The sequence below is a fragment of the Streptomyces megasporus genome, from assembly GCF_000718985.1.
In the GTDB taxonomy this organism is placed as follows: Bacteria; Actinomycetota; Actinomycetes; order Streptomycetales; family Streptomycetaceae; genus Streptomyces; species Streptomyces megasporus.
In genome coordinates, this window is sequence record NZ_JODL01000013.1 from 53,931 (window position 1) to 75,899 (window position 21,969).

Genomic DNA, 21,969 nt, shown 5'->3' on the forward strand with positions numbered 1-21,969 from the left:
CGTGCCTGACAACGTGAGAGCAGCGGCACCGCGCACGGTGCTGCACCTGTCCCAGCCCGTCGAGGGCGGCGTCGCCCGGGTCGTCACCGATCTGGTGCGCGCCCAGACCCGGGCGGGGCTGCGGGCCGTGGTGGCCTGCCCGCCCGGTGGCACCCTGAGCGGGGACGCCGCCGCGGCCGGCGCCGAGGTCGTCCCCTGGCCGGCGTCCCGCGAACCGGGCCCGAGCCTGTACGGGGAGACCGTGCGGGCGGCCCGTCTGGTACGGCGGATCGGCCCCGACCTGGTGCACGCGCACAGCGCCAAGGCGGGACTGGCCGCCCGGCTCGCCCTACGCGGCCGGCTTCCCACCGTCCACCAGCCGCACGCCTGGTCCTTCGACGCGGTCGGCGGCGCCACCGCCCGGCTCGCCCGGTACTGGGAACGGCTGGCGACCCGTTGGGCGGACCGCGTGCTGTGCGTCAGCGAGGACGAGCGGCGGCACGGCGTCGAGGCGGGGGTGCGCGCACGCTGGGCGGTGATCCGCAACGGCGTGGACACGGAACGCTTCCGCCCGGCGGACGCCGACGCCCGCGCCCGCGCGCGTGCCACCCTGCCCGCGCTCGACGGACTGCCCCCGCACGCCCCCCTGGTGGTCTGCGTCGGCCGACTGTGCCGGCAGAAGGGCCAGGACGTGCTGCTGCGGGCGTGGCCGGAGGTCACCGCCCGGGTGCCCGACGCCCGACTGGTCCTGGTCGGCGACGGACCGTGGCGGCGGACGCTGGGCGAGGCGGCCCCCCGACGGGCGCTGTTCGCCGGGGCCGCCGACGACACGGTGCCCTGGTACGCGGCTGCCGACGTGGTCGTGCTGCCCTCCCGCTGGGAGGGCATGGCCCTGGTCCCGCTGGAGGCGATGGCCTGCGGCCGACCGGTGGTGCTGACCGACGTGACCGGCGCGGCCGAGAGCCTCCCCGCGGGCCACGCCGGTCACTGCCTGGTGCCCCCGGAACACCCCGACGCCCTGGCCCGCGCGCTGACCGGCCTGTTGACCGACCCCCGACTCCGGGACGACCTGGGACGGCGGGCCCTGGAACACGTCCGCTCCTCCTGCGACGTACGGCGGACGGCGACCCTCGTCGCGCGCCTGTACGACGAGGTGCTGGCCGAGCGCTCCGCCGCACCGTCCCCCGAGATCCCCCACCCCCTCCGCACCGAACCGTCCATCGATCCGCCCACCGATCCGTCCACCGAACCGTCCGTCCCTCCGCGCCTCGGGCCATCCCCCCACACGCCCGACGATCGGTCCGTCCCTCCGTACCCCGAGCCATCCCCCCACACGCTCGACGATCCGTCCGCCCTCCCCAACCCCGAAGCCACGGAGCGCACCAGGCGATGACCACGGAGAACACCGGGACAGCCATGACGAACCCGAGCCAGGTCCTGCCCCCGCCGGAACCCAAGAGCCGCGCGGCGACGTCCGTCGTCCCGCCGCGCGGATCGGCACCCCGACCACTGCCACCACACCCGCGGAGGAGACCCCACCGGCGCCGCGCCGCCGCCCTGCCGGCGGTCTCCGACTGCCTGGTGGCGGTCGTGGTGGCCGCCACGGTGATCGCGTCGACCGGCGGGAGCGGGAACCCGCTCGTCCTCGCGGCGGTCTGCGCCGTCGTACCGGCGGTCGTGGTGCCGCTCAACGCGCACGGCGGCCTGTACCGCACCGTCCTGGCCGCCTCCGCGATCGACGAACTGCCCGCCCTGTTCGGCCGTACGGCCGCCGCCTGGTGCGTGGCGGCGGCCGTGCTGGCGGCCGTCCACCCCGACCGGGCCCTGGGCTGGGCGGCCCTGTCGGCCGCGGTGGCGGTCCACACCGCGGCGGCCTGCGCGGCGCGCGGCGCGATTCACCTCGGACGGCGGCGCGCCGGACGCCGCAGGCCGCGCTCCACCCTGGTGGTGGGCGTTGGCCCGACCGGTCGGCGGATCACCACCGCCCTCCACGAGCACCCCGAGTACGGGATGCGCCCGGTCGGCGTGGTCGAACCCGGCGGCGCGCCGGCCGACGCGCTCCTGGTCGCGGACGTCGGCGTGCCGGTGCTCACCGGGCAGGAGGACATCGTCCGGGCCGCCATCCAGAACGCCGTGCGCGACGCGGTGTTCACCCGCGACCCCCGGACGGACCCGGAGACCGCCGCGCTCGTCCCGCTCTTCGCCGACCTGGGCTGCACCGTGTGGCTGGTCGGCTCCGGCCCCGTCCCGGGCGTCGAGCCGCTCCCCGCCGCCCGGCGCGCCCGGGGCGACCACCTGTGGGGCTTCGCCTGCCGGCGCCTGGACCCCCCGCCCCGGAACACCGGCGGGCTGCGCTGCAAGCGCGCCCTGGACGTCGTGGTCGCGGCCGTGGCCCTGGTGGCCGTCTCGCCCGTGCTGCTGGCCTGCGCGCTCGCCGTCCGACTCGCCGACGGCCCCGGTGTGATCTTCCGTCAGGAGCGCGTCGGACAGGACGGGCGTCCGATCACCGTGCTGAAGTTCCGCACCCTGCGCCCCCGCGACGAACACGAGTCGGCGACCCGGTGGAACGTCGCCGACGACCGGCGGATGAGCACGGTCGGCCACCTGCTGCGCCGCACCTCGCTCGACGAGCTCCCACAGTTGTGGAACGTGCTGCGCGGCGACATGAGCCTGGTCGGCCCGCGCCCCGAACGCCCCTATTTCGTCCAGCGGTTCAGCCAGCTCCACCCCGGCTACGCGGCCCGCCACCGGATGCCCGCCGGGATCACCGGACTGGCCCAGGTGCACGGGCTGCGCGGCGACACCTCCATCGAGGACCGGGCGCGGTTCGACAACCACTACATCGACACCTGGTCGCTGTGGCAGGACGTCCGCATCCTGCTGCACACCGCCGGCTCCGTCTTCCGGCTCGGGGGAAGCTGAGGTGACCTCGGCCACCACGGCGATCACGGCTCCGGGCCCGCTGCCCGAGGACCGGACCCGCCAGGCGGCACGAGGGCGGGTGCGGGACCTGGCGGCCGTCCACTGGCCGGTGCTGCCCGCGCTCGCCACCGTCCTGCTGGTGTGCGTGCCGCCCGTCGCCCACGATCCGGCCGACGCGGGCGGGGGCGGGGGCGTCACCGTCGCGGACGCCGCGTCGGCGGTCCTGGTCGGCTGCTGCGCCGTCCTGGCGCTGCGCGCCCGGACGCGGCCCCTGGACCGGACGGCCGCCGTCGTGCTGGCGGCCCCCGCCGTCGCGTTCGCGCTGTCGACCGTCGCCTCCCACGACCCGGCGGCCTCGCTCACCGGCTTCGTCCGCCTGCTGCAGATCCTCGTCCTGGTGCCGGCCGCGCTGGTGCTCGCGCTGCGGACGCGCCGGCACGTCCGACTGCTCGCCGCCGGTCTGGTGGCGGTCGCCTTGATCCAGGGAGCGGTCGGCGTCCACCAGTACCTCACCGGCACCGGCGCCTCCTACGCGGGACGGGACATCCGGGCCGTGGGCACCTTCGGCCCGCTGGACGTCATGGGGATGTCGACGGCCGTCTCCTGCGGCATCGTCGTCGCCCTGGCCATGGGCCTCGCCCCGCCCCCCGGGGCGTCCCGACACCGGCGGCCCGTCGCGCTGACCGTCGCCGCCGTCCTGGTGCTGCCGCTGGCGCTCTCCTTCAGCCGGGGGGCGTGGATCTCCACCGCGGCGGCCTGCACGGTGGTGCTGTTCCTGGCGGGCGCCCGGACGGCGCTGCGCACCCTGGCGGCCGTGGTGGCCGCGGGGGTGGTCCTCGTCGGCGGCGCCGGGGTGGGCTCGCAACTCGTCGCCGAGCGGGCGAGCAGCATCACCCGGGTCGCCGACGCGCCGGACCAGTCGGTGGCCGACCGCTACGCCATGTGGGCCGCGGCCGTGGGGATGTGGCGAGAGAACCCGGTGACGGGGGTGGGGCCCAGGGGCTTCCCCGAGCACCGCGACACCCACGCCTCCCTGGTGCTGTCCTCGGCGAGCGACACCGCCGGCGCGGGGCACGGATTCCGGCGGCAGCCGCTGCTGTCCCCGCACAACATGTACCTGCTCCTCCTCGCCGAACAGGGCCTGATCGGCGTCACCGCCGTGGTGGGCGGCTGGGCGGCGCTGCTGGTGTTCGGGGTGCGGCGGCTGCTGCGCGCGCGGGCCGCCGCGCCCGGCGCCGACCGCGGGGTCGACTGCGGCCTGATCGCGGTCGGCCTGCTGGTCCTGAACTGCGTCGACTTCCTGTACGCCGACATCGGCGGCCCCTCCACCGTCCTGACCGCCGTGATGTTCGGCCTGACCGCCTGGTGGGCGCTGGCCCCCGCCGCCGAGGACGGCACGGGGGAGCCCGCGAAGGGGGTGAGCGGCCGGTGACCACCGCGCCCACCGCACCTGCGCCGCCCCCGGGGCCGCACGCCTCCTCGCCGCCCACCGCGCCCCCGGGTGCGCGGAAGTCCTCCGGCGCCGCCCCGGGCGGACGGTTCGTCGCACGGGCCGCCGCCGCCACCGCCGTCCTGACCGCCGTGGGCTCCTTCCTGGGCCTCATGCGCGACCAGACCATCGCCCACCTGTTCGGGGCGGGCAGCGACACGGACGCGTTCCTGGTGTCCTGGACGGTCCCGGAGTTCGCCGCGACGATCCTCATCGAGGACGCCATGGCACTGGTGCTGGTGCCGGCGTTCAGCCTCGCGCTGTCCCGCCGCGCCGCCGGCCGAACCGGCGACCGTCCGGCCGGGGAGGCCGCCGCCACCGACCGCGCCACCGACCACGGCGCGGCCGAGGACCCCGTGCGGGCCCTGCTGGCGGCGACGCTCCCCCGGCTGCTGCTGGCCCTGGCGTGCGCGGCGGGGACCGTGGCGCTCCTGGCGCCGCTGCTGGTCCACGCCCTCGCGCCCGGACTGGCCGACCCCGAACTGGCGGTGTTCTGCACCCGGATGACCGCCCTGACGGTGCTGGGCTTCGGCACCGCCGGGTACTTCAGCGCGGCCCTGCGCGCTCACCGCAGCTTCGTCCCCCCGGCGACGATCTACGTCGCGTACAACCTCACCATCATCACCACCGTGCTGCTCCTGCACGGCCAGTGGGGCGTGCGCGCCGCCGCTCTCGGGGTGGCGGCGGGCAGCCTCGCGATGGTCCTCGCCCAACTCCCGGCGTTCCTGCGGCACCTGCCCGTCCGTGCCCCGCGCGAGCGGCGGCGGCGCGGGGCCCGTGCCCCGCGCGCGGCGACGCTGGTGGCGGGGACGGTGCTCGCGCCGGTGGCCGTCTTCGCACTCTCCCGCCAGTCCCAGGTGCTCGTCGAGCGCTTCCTGGCCTCCTCGCTGCCGCCCGGCGCCATCTCGCACCTGAACTACGCGCAGAAGGTCGCCCAACTGCCCATGACCTTCTCCCTGTTGCTCTGCACGGTCACCTTCCCGCTGGTCGCGCGGGCCATGGCCGACGGCCGGACGGAACAGGCCCGGCAACGGGTGGAGCGCGATCTGCTCCTGGCCGCCCTGGTGGTGCTGCTCGGCACCGCGTACGTGATCGCCTACGCCCCCCAACTCATCGAAGTCCTCTTCCAACGCGGGGCGTTCGACGCGTCCGACACCGCCGCCACGGCCTCGGTCATGCGCGTCTACGCCCTCGGGCTGCTCGGCCACAGCCTGGCCGGCGCCCTGGTGCGGCCGTTCTTCTCCACCGGCCGACCCACCTGGTACCCGGCCGGGGCGATGGCCGTCGGCCTGCTGCTGACGGTCGTGGCCGGTGCGCTGGCCACCCCGTACTGGGGCGTCCACGGCATTGCCGCCGCCAACGCCGCCGGGATCACCACCACCGCGCTGCTGCTCCTGCGCGGTCTGCGCACCCGGATACTCCCCATCAGGGTGCGCAGGGTGACGGCCGGCCTGGGCCGCCTGGTTCCGGCCGCGACGGCGGCCGGTGCGGCCGGCTGGGCCGCCGCACCGCTGATCGACGGACCACTCCTCACCGCCCTGGCCGGGGGCCTGGTCGTCCCGGCCGTGTTCACCGTCGCGGCGCTCGCCGTCCGCGCACCCGAAGTAGCAACGCTGTTCACCGCCGTCACACGAAGGTTCCGCCATGTCCGCTGACCCGGCACACATTCCCGCACCCGCCGTCGCCCTCCCGGCGCCGACCGCCTCGCTCCCGCGTCTGAGGCCGGTGCGCCCCTGGGTGCTGATGTACCACTCGGTGACCGAACACACCGAGGACCCCTACAACATCACCGTCTCGCCCGGCCGTCTCGACCGCCAACTGCGGTGGCTGCGACGGCGGGGCCTGCGCGGGGTCGGGGTGGGCGAGCTGCTGCGCGAGCGCGCCGCCGGCCGGGGCGCCGGACTGGTGGGCCTGACCTTCGACGACGGCTACGCCGACTTCATCGAGGAGGCCGTACCGCTGCTGCGCCGCCACGGCTGCACCGCGACCGTGTTCGTCCTGCCCGGCAGGCTCGGCGGCAGCAACGAGTGGGACCCGCTCGGTCCCCGCAAGCCGCTGCTGACCGAGGCCGGGATTCGCGCCGCCGTCGGCGCCGGCATGGAGATCGGCTCCCACGGGATGCTCCACCGCGACCTGACCGAGACCGACGACGAGACCCTCCGCGAGGAGACCGAGGGCAGCCGGCTGCTGGTGGAGGAGATCACCGGCCGTCCGGTCCAGGGCTTCTGCTACCCCTACGGCACGATCGACCACCGCGCCGTGCGGGCCGTGCGCGAGGCGGGCTACGCGTACGGCTGTGCCATCGACCCCGGCCCGCTGACCGGGACGCACGCCCTGCCCCGCGTCCACGTCGGCGAGGAGGACACCGCGCTGCGGCTGTACGCGAAGAGGCTGCTGCACCCGCTGCGCCGCCGCGCCCTGCCCAGCGGGCCCACCGCGCCGACCGACGGCACCCACCTCACCGGGGCCGGACGGTGACCGCGGGACACCGGGCGGGACACCGGGCGCGCACCGCGGCGGGAGTCGGGCCGGGGGAGGGCCGATGAGGGTCCTGCACGTGATCACCGGACTCGGCGCGGGCGGGGCCGAACAGCAACTGCGGCTGCTGCTGCGCCACCTGCCGATCTGCTGCGACGTGGTCACCCTCACCAACCCCGGCGCGGTGGCCGAGGGCATCGAGATCGACGGCACCGCCGTCACCCACCTGGGGATGAACGGCAACCGCGACCTGTCCGCGGTGCCCCGGCTGGTGGACCTGATCCGAGCGGGACGCTACGACGTCGTCCACACCCACCTGTACCGGGCCTGCGTCTACGGCCGGATCGCCGCCCGGCTGGCGGGCACGCGCACCGTGATCGCCACCGAGCACTCCCTGGGCGAGAAGATGATCGAGGGACGTCCGCTCACCCCGGGGGTCCGCGCCCTGTACCTGGCCACCGAACGCCTGGGCAACGCGACCGTCGCGGTCTCCGCCACCGTCGCCTCCCGGCTGCGGCGCTGGGGCGTGGCCGGCTCCCGCATCCGCGTGGTGCCCAACGGCATCGACGCCGCGCGCTTCCGCTTCGACCCCATCGCGCGGACGGCCGTGCGGACCCGTCTGGGGCTGCCCGCCCACGCCCTGGTGGTCGGTTGCGTCGGTCGCCTGGTGCCCGGCAAACGCTTCGACGTCGCCATCCGGGCCGTCGCCGAACTGCCCGGAGCCCGCCTGCTGCTGGTCGGCGACGGACCGGAGCGCGACCGGCTGCGCGAGCTGGCCGTCCGGCTCGACGTGGCCGACCGCGTCCTGCTGCTGGGCGAGTGCGGGGGAGCGGTGGCCGCCGGGGAGGGCGACGGCCCGGACATCCCCGGCCTGCTGAGCGCCATGGACGTCTTCGTCTCGCCGTCGGCCGAGGAGTCCTTCGGGCTGGCCGTGCTGGAGGCGCTGGCGGCCGGGCTGCCCGTGCTCCACGTGACCTGCCCGGCCATCGACGAGCTGCCGCCCGACCACGCCCCCGGGGCGCACCGGGTCGGACCCGGCGTCCGGAACCTGGTCACCGCCCTGCGGGAACCGTCCTCGGTGCCCGCGGGAACACGTCGCGCGCCGGTGTGCGAGGCCGTGCGCCACTACGACGTCGCCCGCAGCGCCGACCGGCTCATGGAGCTCTACGAGGAGCTCCACGGACGCGCCGCCGCGCGCCCGACGGGCCGCGTTCCCGGACGCCTCCCCGGGCGCGTTCCCGCGCCCACGCCGTCCGCGCCGAGGACGCGCGCGGGATCGTCCGCACCGGCACCCGCCCCGGCGCCCACTCCGGCGCCCGCCCCGACATCCGCACCGACGAAGAGGTGAACTCCGTCTTGACCACGTCGCGCACGACCCGAACCACCACACCGTCCGGACGTCCCGGCCGGCTGGACCGGCTGCGCTCATGGCGCCCGTGGCGCGGCTCCACCCTGCCCGCCTGGGCGCCGCCCGCCCTGGGGGCCCTGCTGGGGGTGACCGGCGGAGCGGCGTACGGCCTGCTCGCCACGCCCGAGTACACCGCGACCAGTTACGTGGTCGTGGTGCCCGGCGCGGGATCGGACTCGGCGACGGCCCTGGGCTTCGCCCAGGCGTACGGCCGCGTCGCCACCGACAGCGCCGTCCTGTCCGGGGCGCGGGCCGCCGCCGGGATGTCGGTGGACGCGCTGCGGGACAGCGTGCGGTCGGTCACCTCCCCGGACGCCCCCATGGTGGAGATCACCGGGACCGCGTCGAGCCCCGACCGCGCCGCCGCCGTGTCCAACGCGGTGGCCGACGCCCTGACCAAGAGCGGAAACCTGGCCACCGGCAACACCGGGGTGCAACTGTCGCTGTTCTCACCGGCCTTCGAACCCACCGAGCCCACCTCGCCCTCGGCGCCGCTCTCCGCCGCCGTGGGCCTGTGCGCCGGGGGGCTCGTCGGCTCCCTCGTCCGCCTCGCCGCCCCCCGGGGCCGCCGCGAACCGGAGATCCCGCAGAGCCCCGGAGTGCCCGCCCCCGCGAACGGCGACGACCGGGACGCCAAGTCCGCGACCGTCACCCCGCCGGTCAAACCAGCGTCGGTCAAGCCCACGCCCGCCGCGACCTCCTCCGCCACCGCCACCGCCACCGCGCCCGCGCCGGCGGCCGTCGGCACCCCCTCGGCCCCCGCCCCGGCGGGGAAGCCACAGGGAGAGCGCCGCCGGCGCAACCGGAGGTCCGTCCGATGACCGACCGGGCGACCCCACGGGCCCCCGGACCGGCGTCCCGGGCGGCGGGCGCGGCGCCGACCGCCCTCCTGACCCGCCCCCGGGACGCCCCCGCCACGCTGCGGGTGACGCTCTGCCGCGATCCGGCGCGCTTCGCCGCCCTGGCCGCGCCGTGGGACGACCTCCACGGCCGCTGCCGTGCCGCCACCCCCTTCCAGCGGCACGCCTGGCTGTACTCGTGGTGGCTGTCCTACGGCCTTTCGGGACGGCTGCGGCTGGCGCTGGTGCACCGGGGCGACGAACTGGTGGGCGCCGCCCCGCTGATGTCGGCGTTCCGCCCGCTGCCCGTCCTGGTGCCGCTCGGCGGAGCCATCACCGACTTCTGCGACGTGCTGCTGGACGACTCCTGCGCCGAGGAGGCGGCGGACGCGCTCGCCCGGGGCCTGTACCGGGCGGCCCGCACCGCCGTGATCGACCTGCGCGAGGTGCGCCCCGGGGGCCGCGCCGAGCTGCTGTACGACCACTGGCCCGGCCCCCGGCGCCGGCTGACCGACTCGGTGTGCCTCGAACTCCCCGGCGTCCCGATGGACGACCTCGTCGCCCGGATGCCGGCCGGCGCCGCCCGCCGGATGCGGGGCAAGCTCCGCAGGCTCGACCGGGCGGGCGTCGAGTCCCGCGTCGTGCCCGCGCGCGAGGTGCCCGCAGCGGTCACCACCCTGCTCAGGCTCCACGTCCTGCAGTGGCAGGGTCGCGGGATCACGCCCGAACACCTCCGGCCCCGGTTCGCCGAGCACCTGATCCGGTCCCTCACCGCGATGGCGGGCGACGGCGCCGCCCGGCTCACCGAGTACCGCGTCGACAACCGGGTGGTGGCGGTCAACGCACTGTTGCTCTCCTCGGACCTGGTGGGCGGCTACCTCTACGGCGCCCATCCCGAACTGCGCGCCAAGGTCGACCTCGCGGCCATGCTGCTGCGGAACGACTCCTCGTGCGCGGCGGAGACCGGCCGCCGCGTGCTGAGCCTGCTGCGCGGCACCGAACCGTACAAGTCCCACTGGCGGCCCGAGGCCGTCGCCAACCGGCGTCTGCTGCTGGCCCACTCCGCCCTGGAACCCCTCCTGCGGCTCCACACGGCCCAGCAGAACGCCCGCTCCCGTCTGGCCGACGCGATCCGGGACAGGGAGCCGGGCGAGGGCGCCCGACGGCCCCGGCCGGAGGGACGGCACGCGAGCCCGGCCGGGGCGCGGTGAGGGGGACCCACGCCCCGGCCCGCGGGCCAGTGCCGCGTCAGCCAGGGTTCGCCCCGCTCGCCGCCCCGGCACGCACGCTCGCCGCGTTGGCCGAAAGCCCGGGTGGGGACGACTACATGCGGCTTCCGGCCGCCTTGCGATCGCACGCACCAGGACGCCTCGCCACCGGGCGAACCCCGACCGACGCGGCACTAGGGCCTCCGTCCCCAGGAGAAGCTGACGCACAGTCGCCGATCGCCGAACCACCCGCCGAACCAGTCGCCCAGGTCCACGCAGAACCCGGGGCGTCCGGGCCGGTGCCGGCCGGGGGTCAGCGCCTCCCGGAAGACGGCGGAGGACTTCGGGTTCTCGGAGCAGCGCCACACACCGTGCGGGCAGTAGTCGCTGATGGTGTGGTAGAGCGGCCTCTGCCGGTGGATCCACGCCAGCATGCGGCGCATGTACTCGACGTTGTCGCCCCTGCGGAACAGACCCCATTCGGGGTAGGAAATGGGTTTTCCGCGTTCCCGGGCGAAATCCACCTGGTGTTGCAGGCCGAAGGGCTGCTTCACCTGGTCCTCGAAACTCTCGCCCGGCTGTTGGTCGTAGGAGTCCATTCCGATGATGTCCACCACGTCGTCACCGGGATAGCACTCGGTCCAGCCGATGGCGTCCCTTCCGCGGCTGGGAGCGAAATCGAAGCGGAATTTCTGTCCGTCCACCGACCGCATGGTGGCGACGATGCGCCTCCAGTACGCCTTCCAGCCCTCCGGGTCCGGCGCGCAGCGGTGGGTGTAGGTGATGCCGTTCATCTCCCAGCCCAGCACGATCACCGTGTCGGGGACGCCCAGTTCGACCAGGTGTCGGGCCAGGGTGCGGAAGTGGCGGTCGAAGTGACCGTCGACGCCGTGGCGGATCAGCCGACGCACCTCGTGGTCGGGGACCCCCTCCTCGTTGCGCGCCTGCATCGGCACGTTGAGCACGAGCATCCGGTCGGGCTCGGCGCGTCGCCACTGTGCCCAGGGCCGCAGGAAGTCCTTGTTCCCCTCGATGCGTTCCCAGGTGTCGCCCGGCATGTAGGTGTGTCCCACCCGCACCCGCGCGCCGCCGAGCCACGCGCCGAACTCCGCGATCCGCCGCACCCCGTCGGAGCCCGAGCCGAGGAAGGCGCCCATGGCGGTGTCGTGGATTCTCCTCGGCGCGGACGACTTCGCGTCGCCGCTCTGCCAGGTGTTGGTCGCGACGGCGCCTCCCACGACGAGCGCCCCGGCGGTGACGGCACCGACGCAGGCGGTCGTCAGCCTCCGGCGCCGGCGGGGCGCCGTCGGCCTGCGGTGCCGGCCGGGACCGCCCGGTCTGCGGTGTCCTTGGGGCATTTCGTGCCTCCTCGCTGCGTCGCCGGAACGGCGTGCCCTTGTTTCCCCGCCCCTGCATCCGTTCCTTTCCGACACTAATCGGAGGATCTGCAGAATGAGCCGCCCGACTGCTTTCTGATAACCCGTTCGCGATTTTCGTCGCTCACTCGGACGAGCCGCGCGAGGAAAATCTCCCGCACTGTCAACGTTGAGAACAGATAAACCGGCGAGACCACGGACGAGGTCTCCCGGCACACCGTCAGGAAAACCGAGGAATCCTCACCATGTCGCCACCGTTCGACACCGAAGTTCCCGTGCTGCTGCTACGGCTCGACCGGAATCCCTTCCACCACGGCACGTTGGGAGCCATCAGGTCCCTGGGCCGTGCCGGTGTCGAGGTCCACGCCGTCGTCGACTCCCCGATGTGCCCCATCGGCCGCTCCCGTTATTTGCACCGGGGCCACCACCTGCCGGCGAACGGTGTGCGCCGCACGGGCGGGACGGTCGCCGTCGACGCGATGCCGGAGGAGCGCCTGGAGGCGACACTCCGTCAGATCTCCGATCGCATCGGGCGGACCGCCGTGTTGATCGCCATGGACGACATGGGCGCCATCGCCACGGCTCGCCTCGCCGACCGGCTCTCCGACCGTTTCCTGCTGCCCGCCCAACCCCCCGAACTGCCGGAGCGGGTGGCGGACAAGGCGGAACTCGCCGAACTCTGCCGCCACCTGGACGTGCCGCACCCGGAGACCGTGGTGCCGCGCAGCGCCGCGGAAGCGGCGGCCGCCGCCGAGGAGTTGGGGCTCCCCCTGATCGCCAAGTGGAGTCGCCCCTGGCTGCTGCCCCACGGCAGCGGACTGCGCAGCACCACCGTGGTGAACACGGTCGAGGAGGCGCGCGCCCTGTACGGCCGTGTCGGCGAGGCGGGCAGCCCGCTGCTGCTCCAGCGCCGCGTGCCCGGCGGACGGGGAACCGACTGGTTCTTCCACGGCTGCTTCGGCGAGGGAGCGGTCTGCCTGATCGGCGGGGCCGGCCGCAAGGACCACTCCTGGCCGGTGAACGCCGGACTGACGGCCGTCGGCCGGTGGCTGCCGAACCCCGATGTCGAGGAGGCGGCACACCGGTTGGCCGAGCACCTGGACTACCGGGGCATCCTCGACCTGGACTTCCGGTTCGACAGCGCCACCGGCGCCTACCGACTGCTGGACTTCAACCCGCGCCCCGGCGCGCAGTTCAGACTGTTCACCGACCGGGCGGGGCTGGACGTCGTCCGGGCCCTCCACCTGGACCTCACCGGACGCACCGTCGTCCCGTCCCCGCCGGTGCCCGGCCGGGTCTTCGTGGCGGAGAACTACGCCCTCCTCTCCTCGCTGGTCGCGCTGCCCTCCACGGCCCGGCCGTTCGCCGCCCGACGCGACCGGACGTCCTCCGCCCACGGCGGCCGGCGGGAGACCCGGCAGGAGACCCGGCGGGAGACGGAGACCGCCTGGTTCGCCGCCGACGACCCGGCCCCCTTCCTCGCGATGACCACGACCTGGCTGGGCCAGGGCGGACGCAAGGCGCTGCGACGCACGCGGCGGCGCGTCCTGGGCCCGCCCCGACAGCGACGTTCCGAACCGGTGCCGGGGGGAGCCGAGCGTCCGGCACGCTCCGATGCCCACGACCACGCGGGCGACCACGGCACGACACCCTCACGACGATGAGAGAGCGGGAATCAACCATGTACGACCTGGTAGTGGTGGGCGCGGGCCCCTACGGGCTGTCGATCGCGGCCCACGCGGCGGCGGCCGGACTCACCCTGCGCACCTTCGGCCGCCCGATGGCCTCCTGGCGGGACCACATGCCCGAGGGGATGTTCCTCAAGTCCGAGCCCTGGTCCTCCAACCTGTCCGACCCCGCGGGCGAGCACACCCTGGCCGACTACTGCGCCTCGCGGGGCCTGAGAGCCGAGCACGGCAGACCGTTGCCGATCGGCGTCTTCACCGAGTACGGCCTGTGGTTCACGGAGCGCGTCGTGCCGGAGGTCGAGGAGGAGACCGTCACCTCCGTGCGCCCCCGGGCGGACGGTTTCCTGGTGGAGACCGAGAGGGGACAGCGGGTCGCGACCCGGACCGTCGCCCTGGCCGTCGGCGTGATGCCCTTCGTCCACCGTCCGGAGGCCCTGCGGGCGCTGCCGCGCGAACTGGCCTCGCACAGCAGCCACCACCGGGACCTGTCCGGGTTCCGGAACCGGGACGTGACGGTGATCGGCGCCGGGCAGGCGGCCCTGGAGACCGCCGCGCTGCTGGCCGAGTGCGGGGCCCACCCCCGGGTGGTGGCCCGCGCCGACCGCGTCAACTGGAACACCCCGCCGCAGCCCCTGGAACGGTCCCTGCTGCGCTCCCTGCTCGACCCGCACTGCGGACTGGGCACCGGGTGGTCGAGCTGGGTGTGGTCCGAGACGCCCTGGGCGGTCCGTCGGCTGCCCGGCGCCCTGCGGAGCAGGATCGCGGCCACGGCGCTGGGCCCGGCCGGCGCCTGGTGGCTGCGCGAGCGCGTCGAGAGCAAGATCCCCGTGCTGCTCGGGCAGCGACTGCGGGCGGCCGTCCCGGCGGGCGGGGGAGTGCGGCTGACCCTGGACACCACGGCCGGGACGAACACCCTGGACACCGACCACGTGGTGGCCGCCACCGGCTTCGTCCCGGACATCGGGCGGCTGGGCCTGCTGGACCCGTCCGTCCGCAACCGTCTGCGGCCGGCGGGGACCACCCGGGCGCCGGAGGTGGACGGCCGCTTCGAGTCCTCCGTGCCCGGACTGTTCTTCGCCGGTCTGCTCACGGCCCCGTCGTTCGGCCCCGCCATGCGGTTCGTCCACGGGGCGGGCTTCACGGCGGAGCGGCTGGTGCGCGGCGTCCGGCGGCGACTGGGCGACCGGCGCTCCGCCGCGGTGCCCGGCACGCGGCGCTCCCAGCGCTCCCGGGCCACCGCCGCCCTGAGCTGACCACCACCGTCCCCGTTCCCGGCCCGGCCCCGCCCCGGCGCCCGGCGTCCTTCGCGCCGAACGCCGGGGACGGGGCCGGTTCGTGCGGGGTTGGTCCGTGCCGGTCCGGACGGAGCGACCGTTCGTCCCGTCACACGTCTTGACGCGGCCCGGTGGGCACCCCACGATGCATGGGAGCGCTCCCAGCCCCATTCCGGAGCGTCGCACCGTCATGCCGTCGCATCGTCCCACCCGTTCCACCCCCCGCCGGAAGGACCGAACTGTGACACCTCATCCGCCCCACCAGCCCCAAGGGCCGGGCCGTCCACGCCGCGGCGGACGCCGCGCGCTGGGCGCGCTGGCGGCCGTCGGACTGTTGGTCGGTGCCCTCACCGCCCCCGCCGTCGCCCAGGCCGCCGACGGCCCCGAGCTGATATCCAACGGCGACTTCTCACAGGGCACCACCGGCTGGTGGTGGACGGAGAACAGCCCCGGTTCGGTCGTGGCCGGCCGCCTGTGCGTCGACGTGCCCGCCGGCACGGAGAACGCCTGGGACGCCATCGTCGGGCAGAACGACATCCCGCTCGCCGCCGGCGAGGGCTACGAGCTGAGCTTCACCGCGAGCGCCACCTCGCCCGTCACCATCCGCACCAACGTGCAGATGGCCACCGAGCCCTGGACCACGGAGCACTCCTCGGCGGACCGGATCGGGTCGGAGGCGCAGACCTTCACCCACGTCTTCACCTCGAACGGCGACCACGAGGCCGCCCAGCTCGCCTTCCAGATCGGCGGCAGCGAGAAGGCGTACACCTTCTGCCTGGACGACGTCTCGCTCGTCGGCGGCGCCGAACCGCCCGCGTACGAGCCCGACACCGGATCGCCCGTCCGGGTCAACCAGGTCGGCTACCTCACCGAGGGACCCAAGAGCGGCACCTTCGTCACCGACAAGACCAGCGCCCTGACCTGGACCCTCAAGGACGCCTCCGGCGCCACCCGGGCGACCGGCACCACCACCCCCAAGGGCGTCGACCCGACCTCCCGGCAGAACGTCCACACCTTCGACTTCGGCGACTTCACCAAGGCCGGCGAAGGCTACACCGTCACCATCGACGGCGAGACCAGCGAGCCCTTCGACATCGGCGACGACCTGTACGCGTCGCTCCGCTCGGACGCGCTCGCGTACTTCTACCACAACCGCAGCGGCATCGAGATCGACGCCGACCTCGTCGGGGAGAAGTACGCGCGCCCGGCCGGCCACGTGGGCGTGGCGCCCAACCAGGGCGACACGAAGGTCCCGTGCCAGCCGGGGGTGTGCGACTACACCCTCGACGTCTCCGGCGGCTGGTACGACGCCGGTGACCACGGCAAGTACGTCGTCAACGGCGGCATCTCCGCCGCCCAGGTGATGTCCACCTACGAGCGCACCCTCACCACCGAGAACACCGGCGGCGAGAAGCTCGGCGACGGCAGGCTGCGGGTGCCCGAGCGCGGCAACGGCGTCCCGGACATCCTGGACGAGGCCCGCTGGCAGATGGACTTCCTGATGAAGATGATGGTGCCCCAGGGCGAGGAGTTCGCCGGCATGGCGCACCACAAGATCCACGACAGGGCGTGGACGGGCCTGCCGCTCCGCCCCGACCAGGACCCGCAGCCGCGCGAGCTGCACCCGCCGTCCACCGCCGCGACCCTGAACGTGGCCGCCTCCGCCGCCCAGTGCGCCCGCCTCTTCGAGGACCACGACGCACGGTTCGCCGCCCGCTGCCTGACGGCCGCCGAGACCGCCTGGGCCGCCGCCAAGAAGCACCCGAACAAGCTCGCCGACCCCGACGACGGCATCGGCGGCGGCGCCTACAGCGACAACGACGTGCGGGACGAGTTCTACTGGGCCGCCGCGGAACTGTTCGTCACCACCGGCAAGGACACCTACCGCCAGGAGATCCTGAACTCCCCGCTGCACGGCGACACCGACGCCGTCTTCCCGCGCGGCGGCCTCTCCTGGGGCGCCACCGCCGGCCTGGGCGCCCTGAGTCTGGCCACCGTGCCCAACAAGCTGACCGACGCCCAGCTCAAGGGCGTGCGCGCCATGGTCACCGAGGCCGCCGACGGCTACGCCGCCGACTCCCGCGGCACCGCCTACGGCGTGCCCTACGCCCCGGAGAACAACCACTACGTGTGGGGCTCCAACAGCCAGGTCCTCAACAACATGGTCGTCCTGGCCACCGCGCACGACCTGACCGGCGAGTCCGCCTACCGCGACGCGGTGCTGCGCGGCCTGGACTACCTGCTGGGCCGCAACCCGCTCAACCAGTCCTACGTCACCGGCTACGGCGAGCGGGACTCCCGCAACCAGCACCACCGGTTCTGGGCGAACCAGCTCGACCCCGACCTGCCCAACCCCGCGCCCGGCTCCGTCGCGGGCGGCCCGAACGTCGAGATCCAGGACCCGGTCGCCCAGGACAAGCTCAAGGGCTGCGCCCCGGCGATGTGCTACATCGACGACATCGAGTCCTGGGCCACCAACGAGATCACCATCAACTGGAACGCCCCGCTGGCCTGGATCGCCTCCTACGCGGACGACCTCGGCCCCGGCGGCCCCGGTGACGGCGACGGTCAGGAGCCGGGTGACCCGGACGAGACCCCGTCCTGCGAGGTCACCTACACCTCGCACCGCTGGAACAACGGTTTCACCAGCAACGTGACCGTGAAGAACACCGGCACCACCACGCTCGGCGGCTGGGAGCTCGCCTGGGCCTTCGCGGACGACCAGAAGATCACCCAGGTCTGGAACGCCCAGATCACCCAGACGGGACGGAACGTCGTCGCCAAGCCCGTCCAGTGGAACGGCACCATTCCCACGGGCGGCACGGTGAGCTTCGGCTTCAACGGCACCGCAAGCGGCCAGGCGGCGAACCCGACGGCCATCTCCCTGAACGGGAAGGCCTGCACGGTCAAGTGACCTGACCCACCGCGCCGGCGGCGCCCGCCGCGCGCCGAAGGAGGGCCGGGCACCCCGAGAGGGGCGCCCGGCCCTCCGCCGTCCCCCGCCCGACCCGGTGATTGCCGCGCATGCGCACGCGGACGGGGGTACGCGTGACCCCATGGGAACCGATGATCGCGAACCACCGGGTGCGGCCGCGCGACACCGCCATCTGCGCCGGGCCATCGAGCGGCGGCGGAACCCGCCGCTGCGCCGCAGCGACATCACCGTCACCGAGGAGAACCTCGTCCGACGCGCGGTGAAGGCGGCGGCCCTCGGCAACGCCATGGAGTGGTACGACTTCGGCATCTACGCCTACCTGGCCGTCACGCTGGGCGAGGTCTTCTTCCCGAGCGGCAACGACACCGCCCAGTTGCTGTCGTCCTTCGCGGCCTTCGCGGTGGCCTTCCTGGTGCGACCGCTCGGCGGCCTGTTCTTCGGCCCGCTGGGCGACCGGGTGGGCCGCCGGCAGATCCTGGCGCTGACCATGATCCTGATGGCGCTGGGCACCTTCTGCATCGGCCTCGTTCCCGGCTACGACACCATCGGCCTGTGGGCCCCGCTGCTGCTGTTGTTCTTCCGGCTGGTGCAGGGCTTCTCCACCGGCGGCGAGTACGGCGGCGCGGCCACCTTCATCGCCGAGTACGCCCCCGACAAGAAGCGCGGCTTCTACGGCAGCTTCCTGGAGTTCGGCACCCTGGGCGGCTACGTCGCCGCGGCCGGCCTGGTCACCGTGCTGGAACTGGTCCTCAGCGACGCCGCCATGACCGACTGGGGCTGGCGCATCCCCTTCCTCACCGCGGGCCCGCTCGGCGTGGTCGGCATCTACCTGAGGCTGAGGCTGGAGGAGACCCCGGCCTTCCGGAAGGAGGTCGAGAAGCGCGCCACCGGACCGGAGACGGCGGGCGACGAGCCGCCGACCTCGGAGAGCCTCCCGAAGCAGACGCTGAAGCGGATCTTCGCGGAGCAGTGGCGGATGCTGCTGCTGTGCGTCGGACTGGTCGCCGCGTACAACATCACCAACTACATGCTGCTGACGTACATGCCGACCTATCTCACCGACCAGATGGGCTACGACGAGGCTCACGGACTGCTGGTCCTGTTGGGCACCATGGTCGTGATGATGGCCGTCATCAACCAGGTGGGCCGGCTCAACGACCGCCACGGCCGCAAACCGCTGCTGATGGCCGGCATGCTCGGCTACCTGCTGTTCTCCCTGCCGGCCATCCTGCTGGTGAAACAGGGGAGCCTGGGCGCGGTGATCGCGGGCATGGGCCTGCTCGGCCTGTCCCTGGTGTGCCTGCTGGGCACCATGTCGGCCTCGCTCCCGGCGATGTTCCCCACCCACGTCCGCTACGGTTCGCTGGCGATCGCCTACAACGTCTCCGCCTCGCTCTTCGGCGGCACCACCCCCCTGGTCATCACCGCGTTGATCGACTGGTCGGGCAGCGACCTGATGCCCGCCTACTACACGATGGCCGCCGCGCTCGTCGGCGTCGTCGCGGTCTCGCTGATGAAGGAGACGGCCCGCAAGCCGCTGGAGGGCTCCCCGCCCTCGGTGGCCACGCACGAGGAGGCACGCCGGCTGGCCGCCGGGCGGCACGACCGGAACCCCCCGTACTGATCCCGCACCGACCCCGTGCCGACCCGGCCCGGCGGGCCCCGGTCCTCACCCCGTGGAGACGGGTTTGGTGCCGATGACGACGGTGGCGTCCGACTCCTCGGAGACGACCACCCGCGGCACCAGCCCGGCGCGGGCGACCGCCGCCACCGTCAGCGGGGCCTGGTGCCGGCCCGTCTCCACCAGCAGCGAACCGCCCGGCGCCAGCCACGTCGGCGCCCCGGCGATCACCCGCCGCTGCACCTCCAGACCGTCCGCGCCGCCGTCGAGCGCCACCCGCGGCTCGTGCGCGCGGGCCTCCGCCGGCAGCAGCCCGATCTCGCCGGTGGGCACGTAGGGCGCGTTGGCCGGCAGGACGTCGACGCGCCCGCGCAGCGCGGCGGGCAGTGGTTCGTACAGGTCACCCCGGTACACCCGGCCGCCGAAGGCGGCGACGTTGCGCCGGGCACAGCGCACCGCGACCGGGTCGACGTCGGCGGCGTGGAGGTCCACGGTGACCCCGTCCCGTCCCAGGGCGGCGGCCAGCGCGGCGCCCAGCGCGCCCGAGCCGCAGCACAGGTCGACGACGGTCGGCGGCCGGTTCGCGGCGGCCCGGCGGACGGCCTGGTCGACGGCTTGGTGGACGAGGAACTCGGTGCGGCGCCGGGGCACGAACACCCCGGGCTCCACCAGGACGCGCAGCCCGCAGAACTCCGCCCAGCCCAGGACGTGTTCCAACGGCAGTCCGGCGACCCGCCGGTCCACCATGGCGGCGAGCTCGTCCGGCGTCCGGGCGGTGGAGAGCAGCAGGCGCGCCTCGTCCTCGGCGAAGACGCAGCCGGCGGCCCGGAGCCTGTCGGCGACGGCGGACGGGGACGGACCGGAGGGTGGGCGGGCCGGGGGCGGCGCGGAGGAAGAGGAGGAGAGCGGAAACGACACGGGAACCTCTCGGGACGACCGGAGGGCGCTCTCCCGACCGTCTACGCGGCGGGAACCACGGGACCACGCGGCGAGAGCACCCGACCTGACCTGGCGCCGATGCCTCTCACCTCCCTCGGACGGCTGCCGAGGGACGGAAACCCTACCAGAGGGCCGGAGAGAGGTCCGGACGAGCGCGGTGCGCGATCGGCCCCCCCGGCGCCGCGCGCCCCCGGGGCCCGGAGGATGATCGGGGCGGGGGTGAGGCGGATGACGCGGACGCGGAGCGCCGACCGTGGGGACGGGTGGGGACCGGGCGCCTACCGGGTGTCGGTGGCGGCGCTCTCGGTGGAGAGCGTGTTCCTCGCGGAGGCACACACCCTCTGGAGCCTCCCCGACGAGTCGTACACCCCCGCGGACCCATCGGGCTGGTCCCTGTTCATGCTGCCCTTCCTGGCGCTCTGCGGCCTTCCCGTCATCCTCGTCCTGACGACGCTGGTCGTGCTGCCCACGGCCACCCTGGCGCGCCGGCTCGGCCGGGTGTGGTGGTGGACGCCGGTCGTCGCGGCGGTACCGGCGTCGGCGGTCGTCCTTGTCGTGGTCCTCGCCGCGGAACCGGGCGTCGCGGACGCCGCCGTGCTGTGGACGGTGCTGTGGGCGGGGATCGGTCTCCCGGCGCACCTCGTCACGCTCTCCACGCCGCGCCCCGGGGCCGAACGGCCTCCGCTGTTGGTGGCGCGGACGTACGGCTACGGAGCCCTGGCCGTGCTGCTCCTCGTCGGCGGGGGCGGCATCGCCCGGGGAACCGGCCTGCTCGACGCGTACGAGCCGCCCCTGTTGTCGCGTGAGCGGGCCGTCGGCGCCTGGACCGACGGCCGGGGAGGCCTCCTCCACCTCGCCCCGGACGGCACCGCCACTGCCGACGGCCTCCTGGTCGAGGACGTCGACCGCCCCTTCGGCGAGGTGCGGTGCGATGCGTCCGGCACCTGGTACCACGAGCCGGGGACCCCGTGGAACCAGAGGATCGTCACCAGGTTCGACGACTGTTCCTTCTACGAGTGGTCCGTCGGCGGCACGGACGCCCGGCCGAAGCTCGACGTCCTGTACGGCGATCCGGACGCGCCGGAACGGTACGTGCTGACACGGCGTTGACGGCGGGACGGCCCCGCCCGGGGTGTGGGTCAGGTGCGCGTGACGCGGGCCACCAGATCGTGCCAGCCCGCCTCCAGGCGGTCCAGCGACATGCCCCGCCGCCGGGTGAGGTGGTGGAGGAGCGCGACGTCCAGGTAGCCCACGAGGGCTTCGGCGAGCAGTTCGGCGTCGCCGCCTGTGTCGGCCTCGCGCAGCAGCGAGGTGACGTGGGTGACCCGGACGTACCGGGGCGCGAGGTCCAGGCGTCGGCACGCCTCGGGCTCGGCGGAGAGCAGCAGGGCCCGATGGGCGTCCAGGTGTCTGAGCGTGGCGGGGCCGAAGGCCTCCAGGCGCCGCACGGGAGGGGCGCCGGGGCCCAGCGGCGGGGGACCGTGGAGGAAGGACTCCTGGTAGATGCGTTCCGAGCGGTCCAGCAGCGCCATGATCAGGCCGGTTCGGTCGCCGAAGCGGCGGAAGACGGTGCCCTTGCCGACCGAGGCGGCGGAGGCGACGGCCTCCATGGTCAGGCACTCGGGGCCGCGTTCGGCCACCAGGCGGGCGGCCGCTTCCAGCAGTCGTGTCCGGTTGCGGGCCGCGTCCGCCCGCATGGGTGGGGACTGGTCGGCCAGGGGCAGGGGCGGCCGACCGGTCCGTTCGTCGTCGAGCGGAGCGGAGGGGTTCACAAGCTCACAGCGTAGCGGTCGGGAAGGAAATGGACCACGGT

16 protein-coding genes are annotated in these 21,969 nt (G+C 74.6%); 13 read left to right on the forward strand and 3 right to left on the reverse strand.

The window, feature by feature from the left end:
- Positions 1-13: 13 nt before the first annotated feature.
- From IF47_RS0113345 to IF47_RS0113380, 8 genes are all read left to right on the forward strand, one after another.
- Positions 14-1,372 (forward strand): glycosyltransferase family 4 protein, encoded by a 1,359-nt coding sequence (locus IF47_RS0113345; protein ID WP_425423585.1) that lies wholly within the window; start codon positions 14-16, stop codon positions 1,370-1,372.
- Entirely contained in the window at positions 1,369-2,901 is a 1,533-nt protein-coding gene (locus IF47_RS0113350) for a sugar transferase (RefSeq protein ID WP_031508954.1), read from the forward strand. The genes IF47_RS0113345 and IF47_RS0113350 overlap by 4 nt, the downstream gene beginning before the upstream one ends.
- A 1-nt stretch (position 2,902) precedes the next feature.
- Complete coding sequence (locus IF47_RS0113355; protein ID WP_425423582.1) at positions 2,903-4,333, forward strand: O-antigen ligase family protein; 1,431 nt, start codon at positions 2,903-2,905, stop codon at positions 4,331-4,333.
- Positions 4,330-6,045: a lipid II flippase MurJ gene (locus IF47_RS0113360; protein WP_051717589.1), complete on the forward strand. Its 1,716-nt coding sequence runs from the start codon at positions 4,330-4,332 to the stop codon at positions 6,043-6,045. Before IF47_RS0113355 ends, IF47_RS0113360 begins: the two co-directional genes overlap by 4 nt.
- Entirely contained in the window at positions 6,035-6,868 is an 834-nt protein-coding gene (locus IF47_RS0113365) for a polysaccharide deacetylase family protein (protein ID WP_425423583.1), read from the forward strand. The genes IF47_RS0113360 and IF47_RS0113365 overlap by 11 nt, the downstream gene beginning before the upstream one ends.
- 64 nt (positions 6,869-6,932) lie before the next feature.
- A complete protein-coding gene (locus IF47_RS0113370; RefSeq protein WP_037732519.1) occupies positions 6,933-8,216 on the forward strand; it encodes a glycosyltransferase in 1,284 nt (427 codons plus the stop codon).
- Between the two features lie 8 nt (positions 8,217-8,224).
- Complete coding sequence (locus IF47_RS0113375) at positions 8,225-9,097, forward strand: YveK family protein (RefSeq protein WP_211257207.1); 873 nt, start codon at positions 8,225-8,227, stop codon at positions 9,095-9,097.
- Between the two features lie 68 nt (positions 9,098-9,165).
- On the forward strand, positions 9,166-10,326 hold the full coding sequence (locus IF47_RS0113380; RefSeq protein WP_425423586.1) for a GNAT family N-acetyltransferase: 1,161 nt from the start codon (positions 9,166-9,168) through the stop codon (positions 10,324-10,326).
- A 191-nt stretch (positions 10,327-10,517) separates the two neighbouring features.
- Here IF47_RS0113380 and IF47_RS0113385 read toward each other — a convergent pair whose 3' ends face one another.
- Positions 10,518-11,681 (reverse strand): glycoside hydrolase family 26 protein, encoded by a 1,164-nt coding sequence (locus tag IF47_RS0113385; protein WP_106982552.1) that lies wholly within the window; start codon positions 11,679-11,681, stop codon positions 10,518-10,520.
- A gap of 263 nt (positions 11,682-11,944) precedes the next feature.
- Here IF47_RS0113385 and IF47_RS0113390 point away from each other — a divergent pair, with 263 nt between their 5' ends.
- The 4 genes from IF47_RS0113390 (at position 11,945) to proP (ending at position 19,220) form a co-directional block, all read left to right on the forward strand.
- Complete coding sequence (locus IF47_RS0113390) at positions 11,945-13,363, forward strand: carboxylate--amine ligase (RefSeq protein ID WP_078591798.1); 1,419 nt, start codon at positions 11,945-11,947, stop codon at positions 13,361-13,363.
- A gap of 17 nt (positions 13,364-13,380) precedes the next feature.
- Positions 13,381-14,640 (forward strand): NAD(P)-binding domain-containing protein, encoded by a 1,260-nt coding sequence (locus IF47_RS0113395; protein WP_037732520.1) that lies wholly within the window; start codon positions 13,381-13,383, stop codon positions 14,638-14,640.
- A gap of 262 nt (positions 14,641-14,902) precedes the next feature.
- Entirely contained in the window at positions 14,903-17,575 is a 2,673-nt protein-coding gene (locus IF47_RS0113400) for a glycoside hydrolase family 9 protein (RefSeq protein WP_425423584.1), read from the forward strand.
- Positions 17,576-17,717: 142 nt separating this feature from the next.
- Entirely contained in the window at positions 17,718-19,220 is a 1,503-nt protein-coding gene (gene proP, locus IF47_RS0113405; RefSeq protein ID WP_051717591.1) for a glycine betaine/L-proline transporter ProP, read from the forward strand.
- Between the two features lie 45 nt (positions 19,221-19,265).
- Here the strand turns inward: proP and IF47_RS0113410 are convergent, their stop codons facing one another.
- Positions 19,266-20,135 (reverse strand): putative protein N(5)-glutamine methyltransferase, encoded by an 870-nt coding sequence (locus IF47_RS0113410; RefSeq protein WP_031508967.1) that lies wholly within the window; start codon positions 20,133-20,135, stop codon positions 19,266-19,268.
- A gap of 249 nt (positions 20,136-20,384) precedes the next feature.
- Here IF47_RS0113410 and IF47_RS0113415 point away from each other — a divergent pair, with 249 nt between their 5' ends.
- On the forward strand, positions 20,385-21,266 hold the full coding sequence (locus IF47_RS0113415) for a hypothetical protein (protein ID WP_051717595.1): 882 nt from the start codon (positions 20,385-20,387) through the stop codon (positions 21,264-21,266).
- 29 nt (positions 21,267-21,295) lie between these two features.
- Here IF47_RS0113415 and IF47_RS0113420 read toward each other — a convergent pair whose 3' ends face one another.
- Positions 21,296-21,853: a TetR family transcriptional regulator gene (locus tag IF47_RS0113420; protein ID WP_031508969.1), complete on the reverse strand. Its 558-nt coding sequence runs from the start codon at positions 21,851-21,853 to the stop codon at positions 21,296-21,298.
- Positions 21,854-21,969 lie beyond the last annotated feature (116 nt).

Bases quoted from the DNA above. Each gene is read 5' to 3' on its own strand.
- IF47_RS0113420 (WP_031508969.1), bottom strand. From the start codon at position 21,853: ATGCGGGCGGACGCGGCCCGCAACCGGACACGACTGCTGGAAGCGGCC.
- IF47_RS0113415 (WP_051717595.1), top strand. From the start codon at position 20,385: ATGACGCGGACGCGGAGCGCCGACCGTGGGGACGGGTGGGGACCGGGC.
- IF47_RS0113395 (WP_037732520.1), top strand. From the start codon at position 13,381: ATGTACGACCTGGTAGTGGTGGGCGCGGGCCCCTACGGGCTGTCGATC.
- IF47_RS0113385 (WP_106982552.1), bottom strand. From the start codon at position 11,681: ATGCCCCAAGGACACCGCAGACCGGGCGGTCCCGGCCGGCACCGCAGG.
- proP (WP_051717591.1), top strand. From the start codon at position 17,718: ATGGGAACCGATGATCGCGAACCACCGGGTGCGGCCGCGCGACACCGC.
- IF47_RS0113350 (WP_031508954.1), top strand. From the start codon at position 1,369: ATGACCACGGAGAACACCGGGACAGCCATGACGAACCCGAGCCAGGTC.
- IF47_RS0113365 (WP_425423583.1), top strand. From the start codon at position 6,035: ATGTCCGCTGACCCGGCACACATTCCCGCACCCGCCGTCGCCCTCCCG.
- IF47_RS0113370 (WP_037732519.1), top strand. From the start codon at position 6,933: ATGAGGGTCCTGCACGTGATCACCGGACTCGGCGCGGGCGGGGCCGAA.
- IF47_RS0113390 (WP_078591798.1), top strand. From the start codon at position 11,945: ATGTCGCCACCGTTCGACACCGAAGTTCCCGTGCTGCTGCTACGGCTC.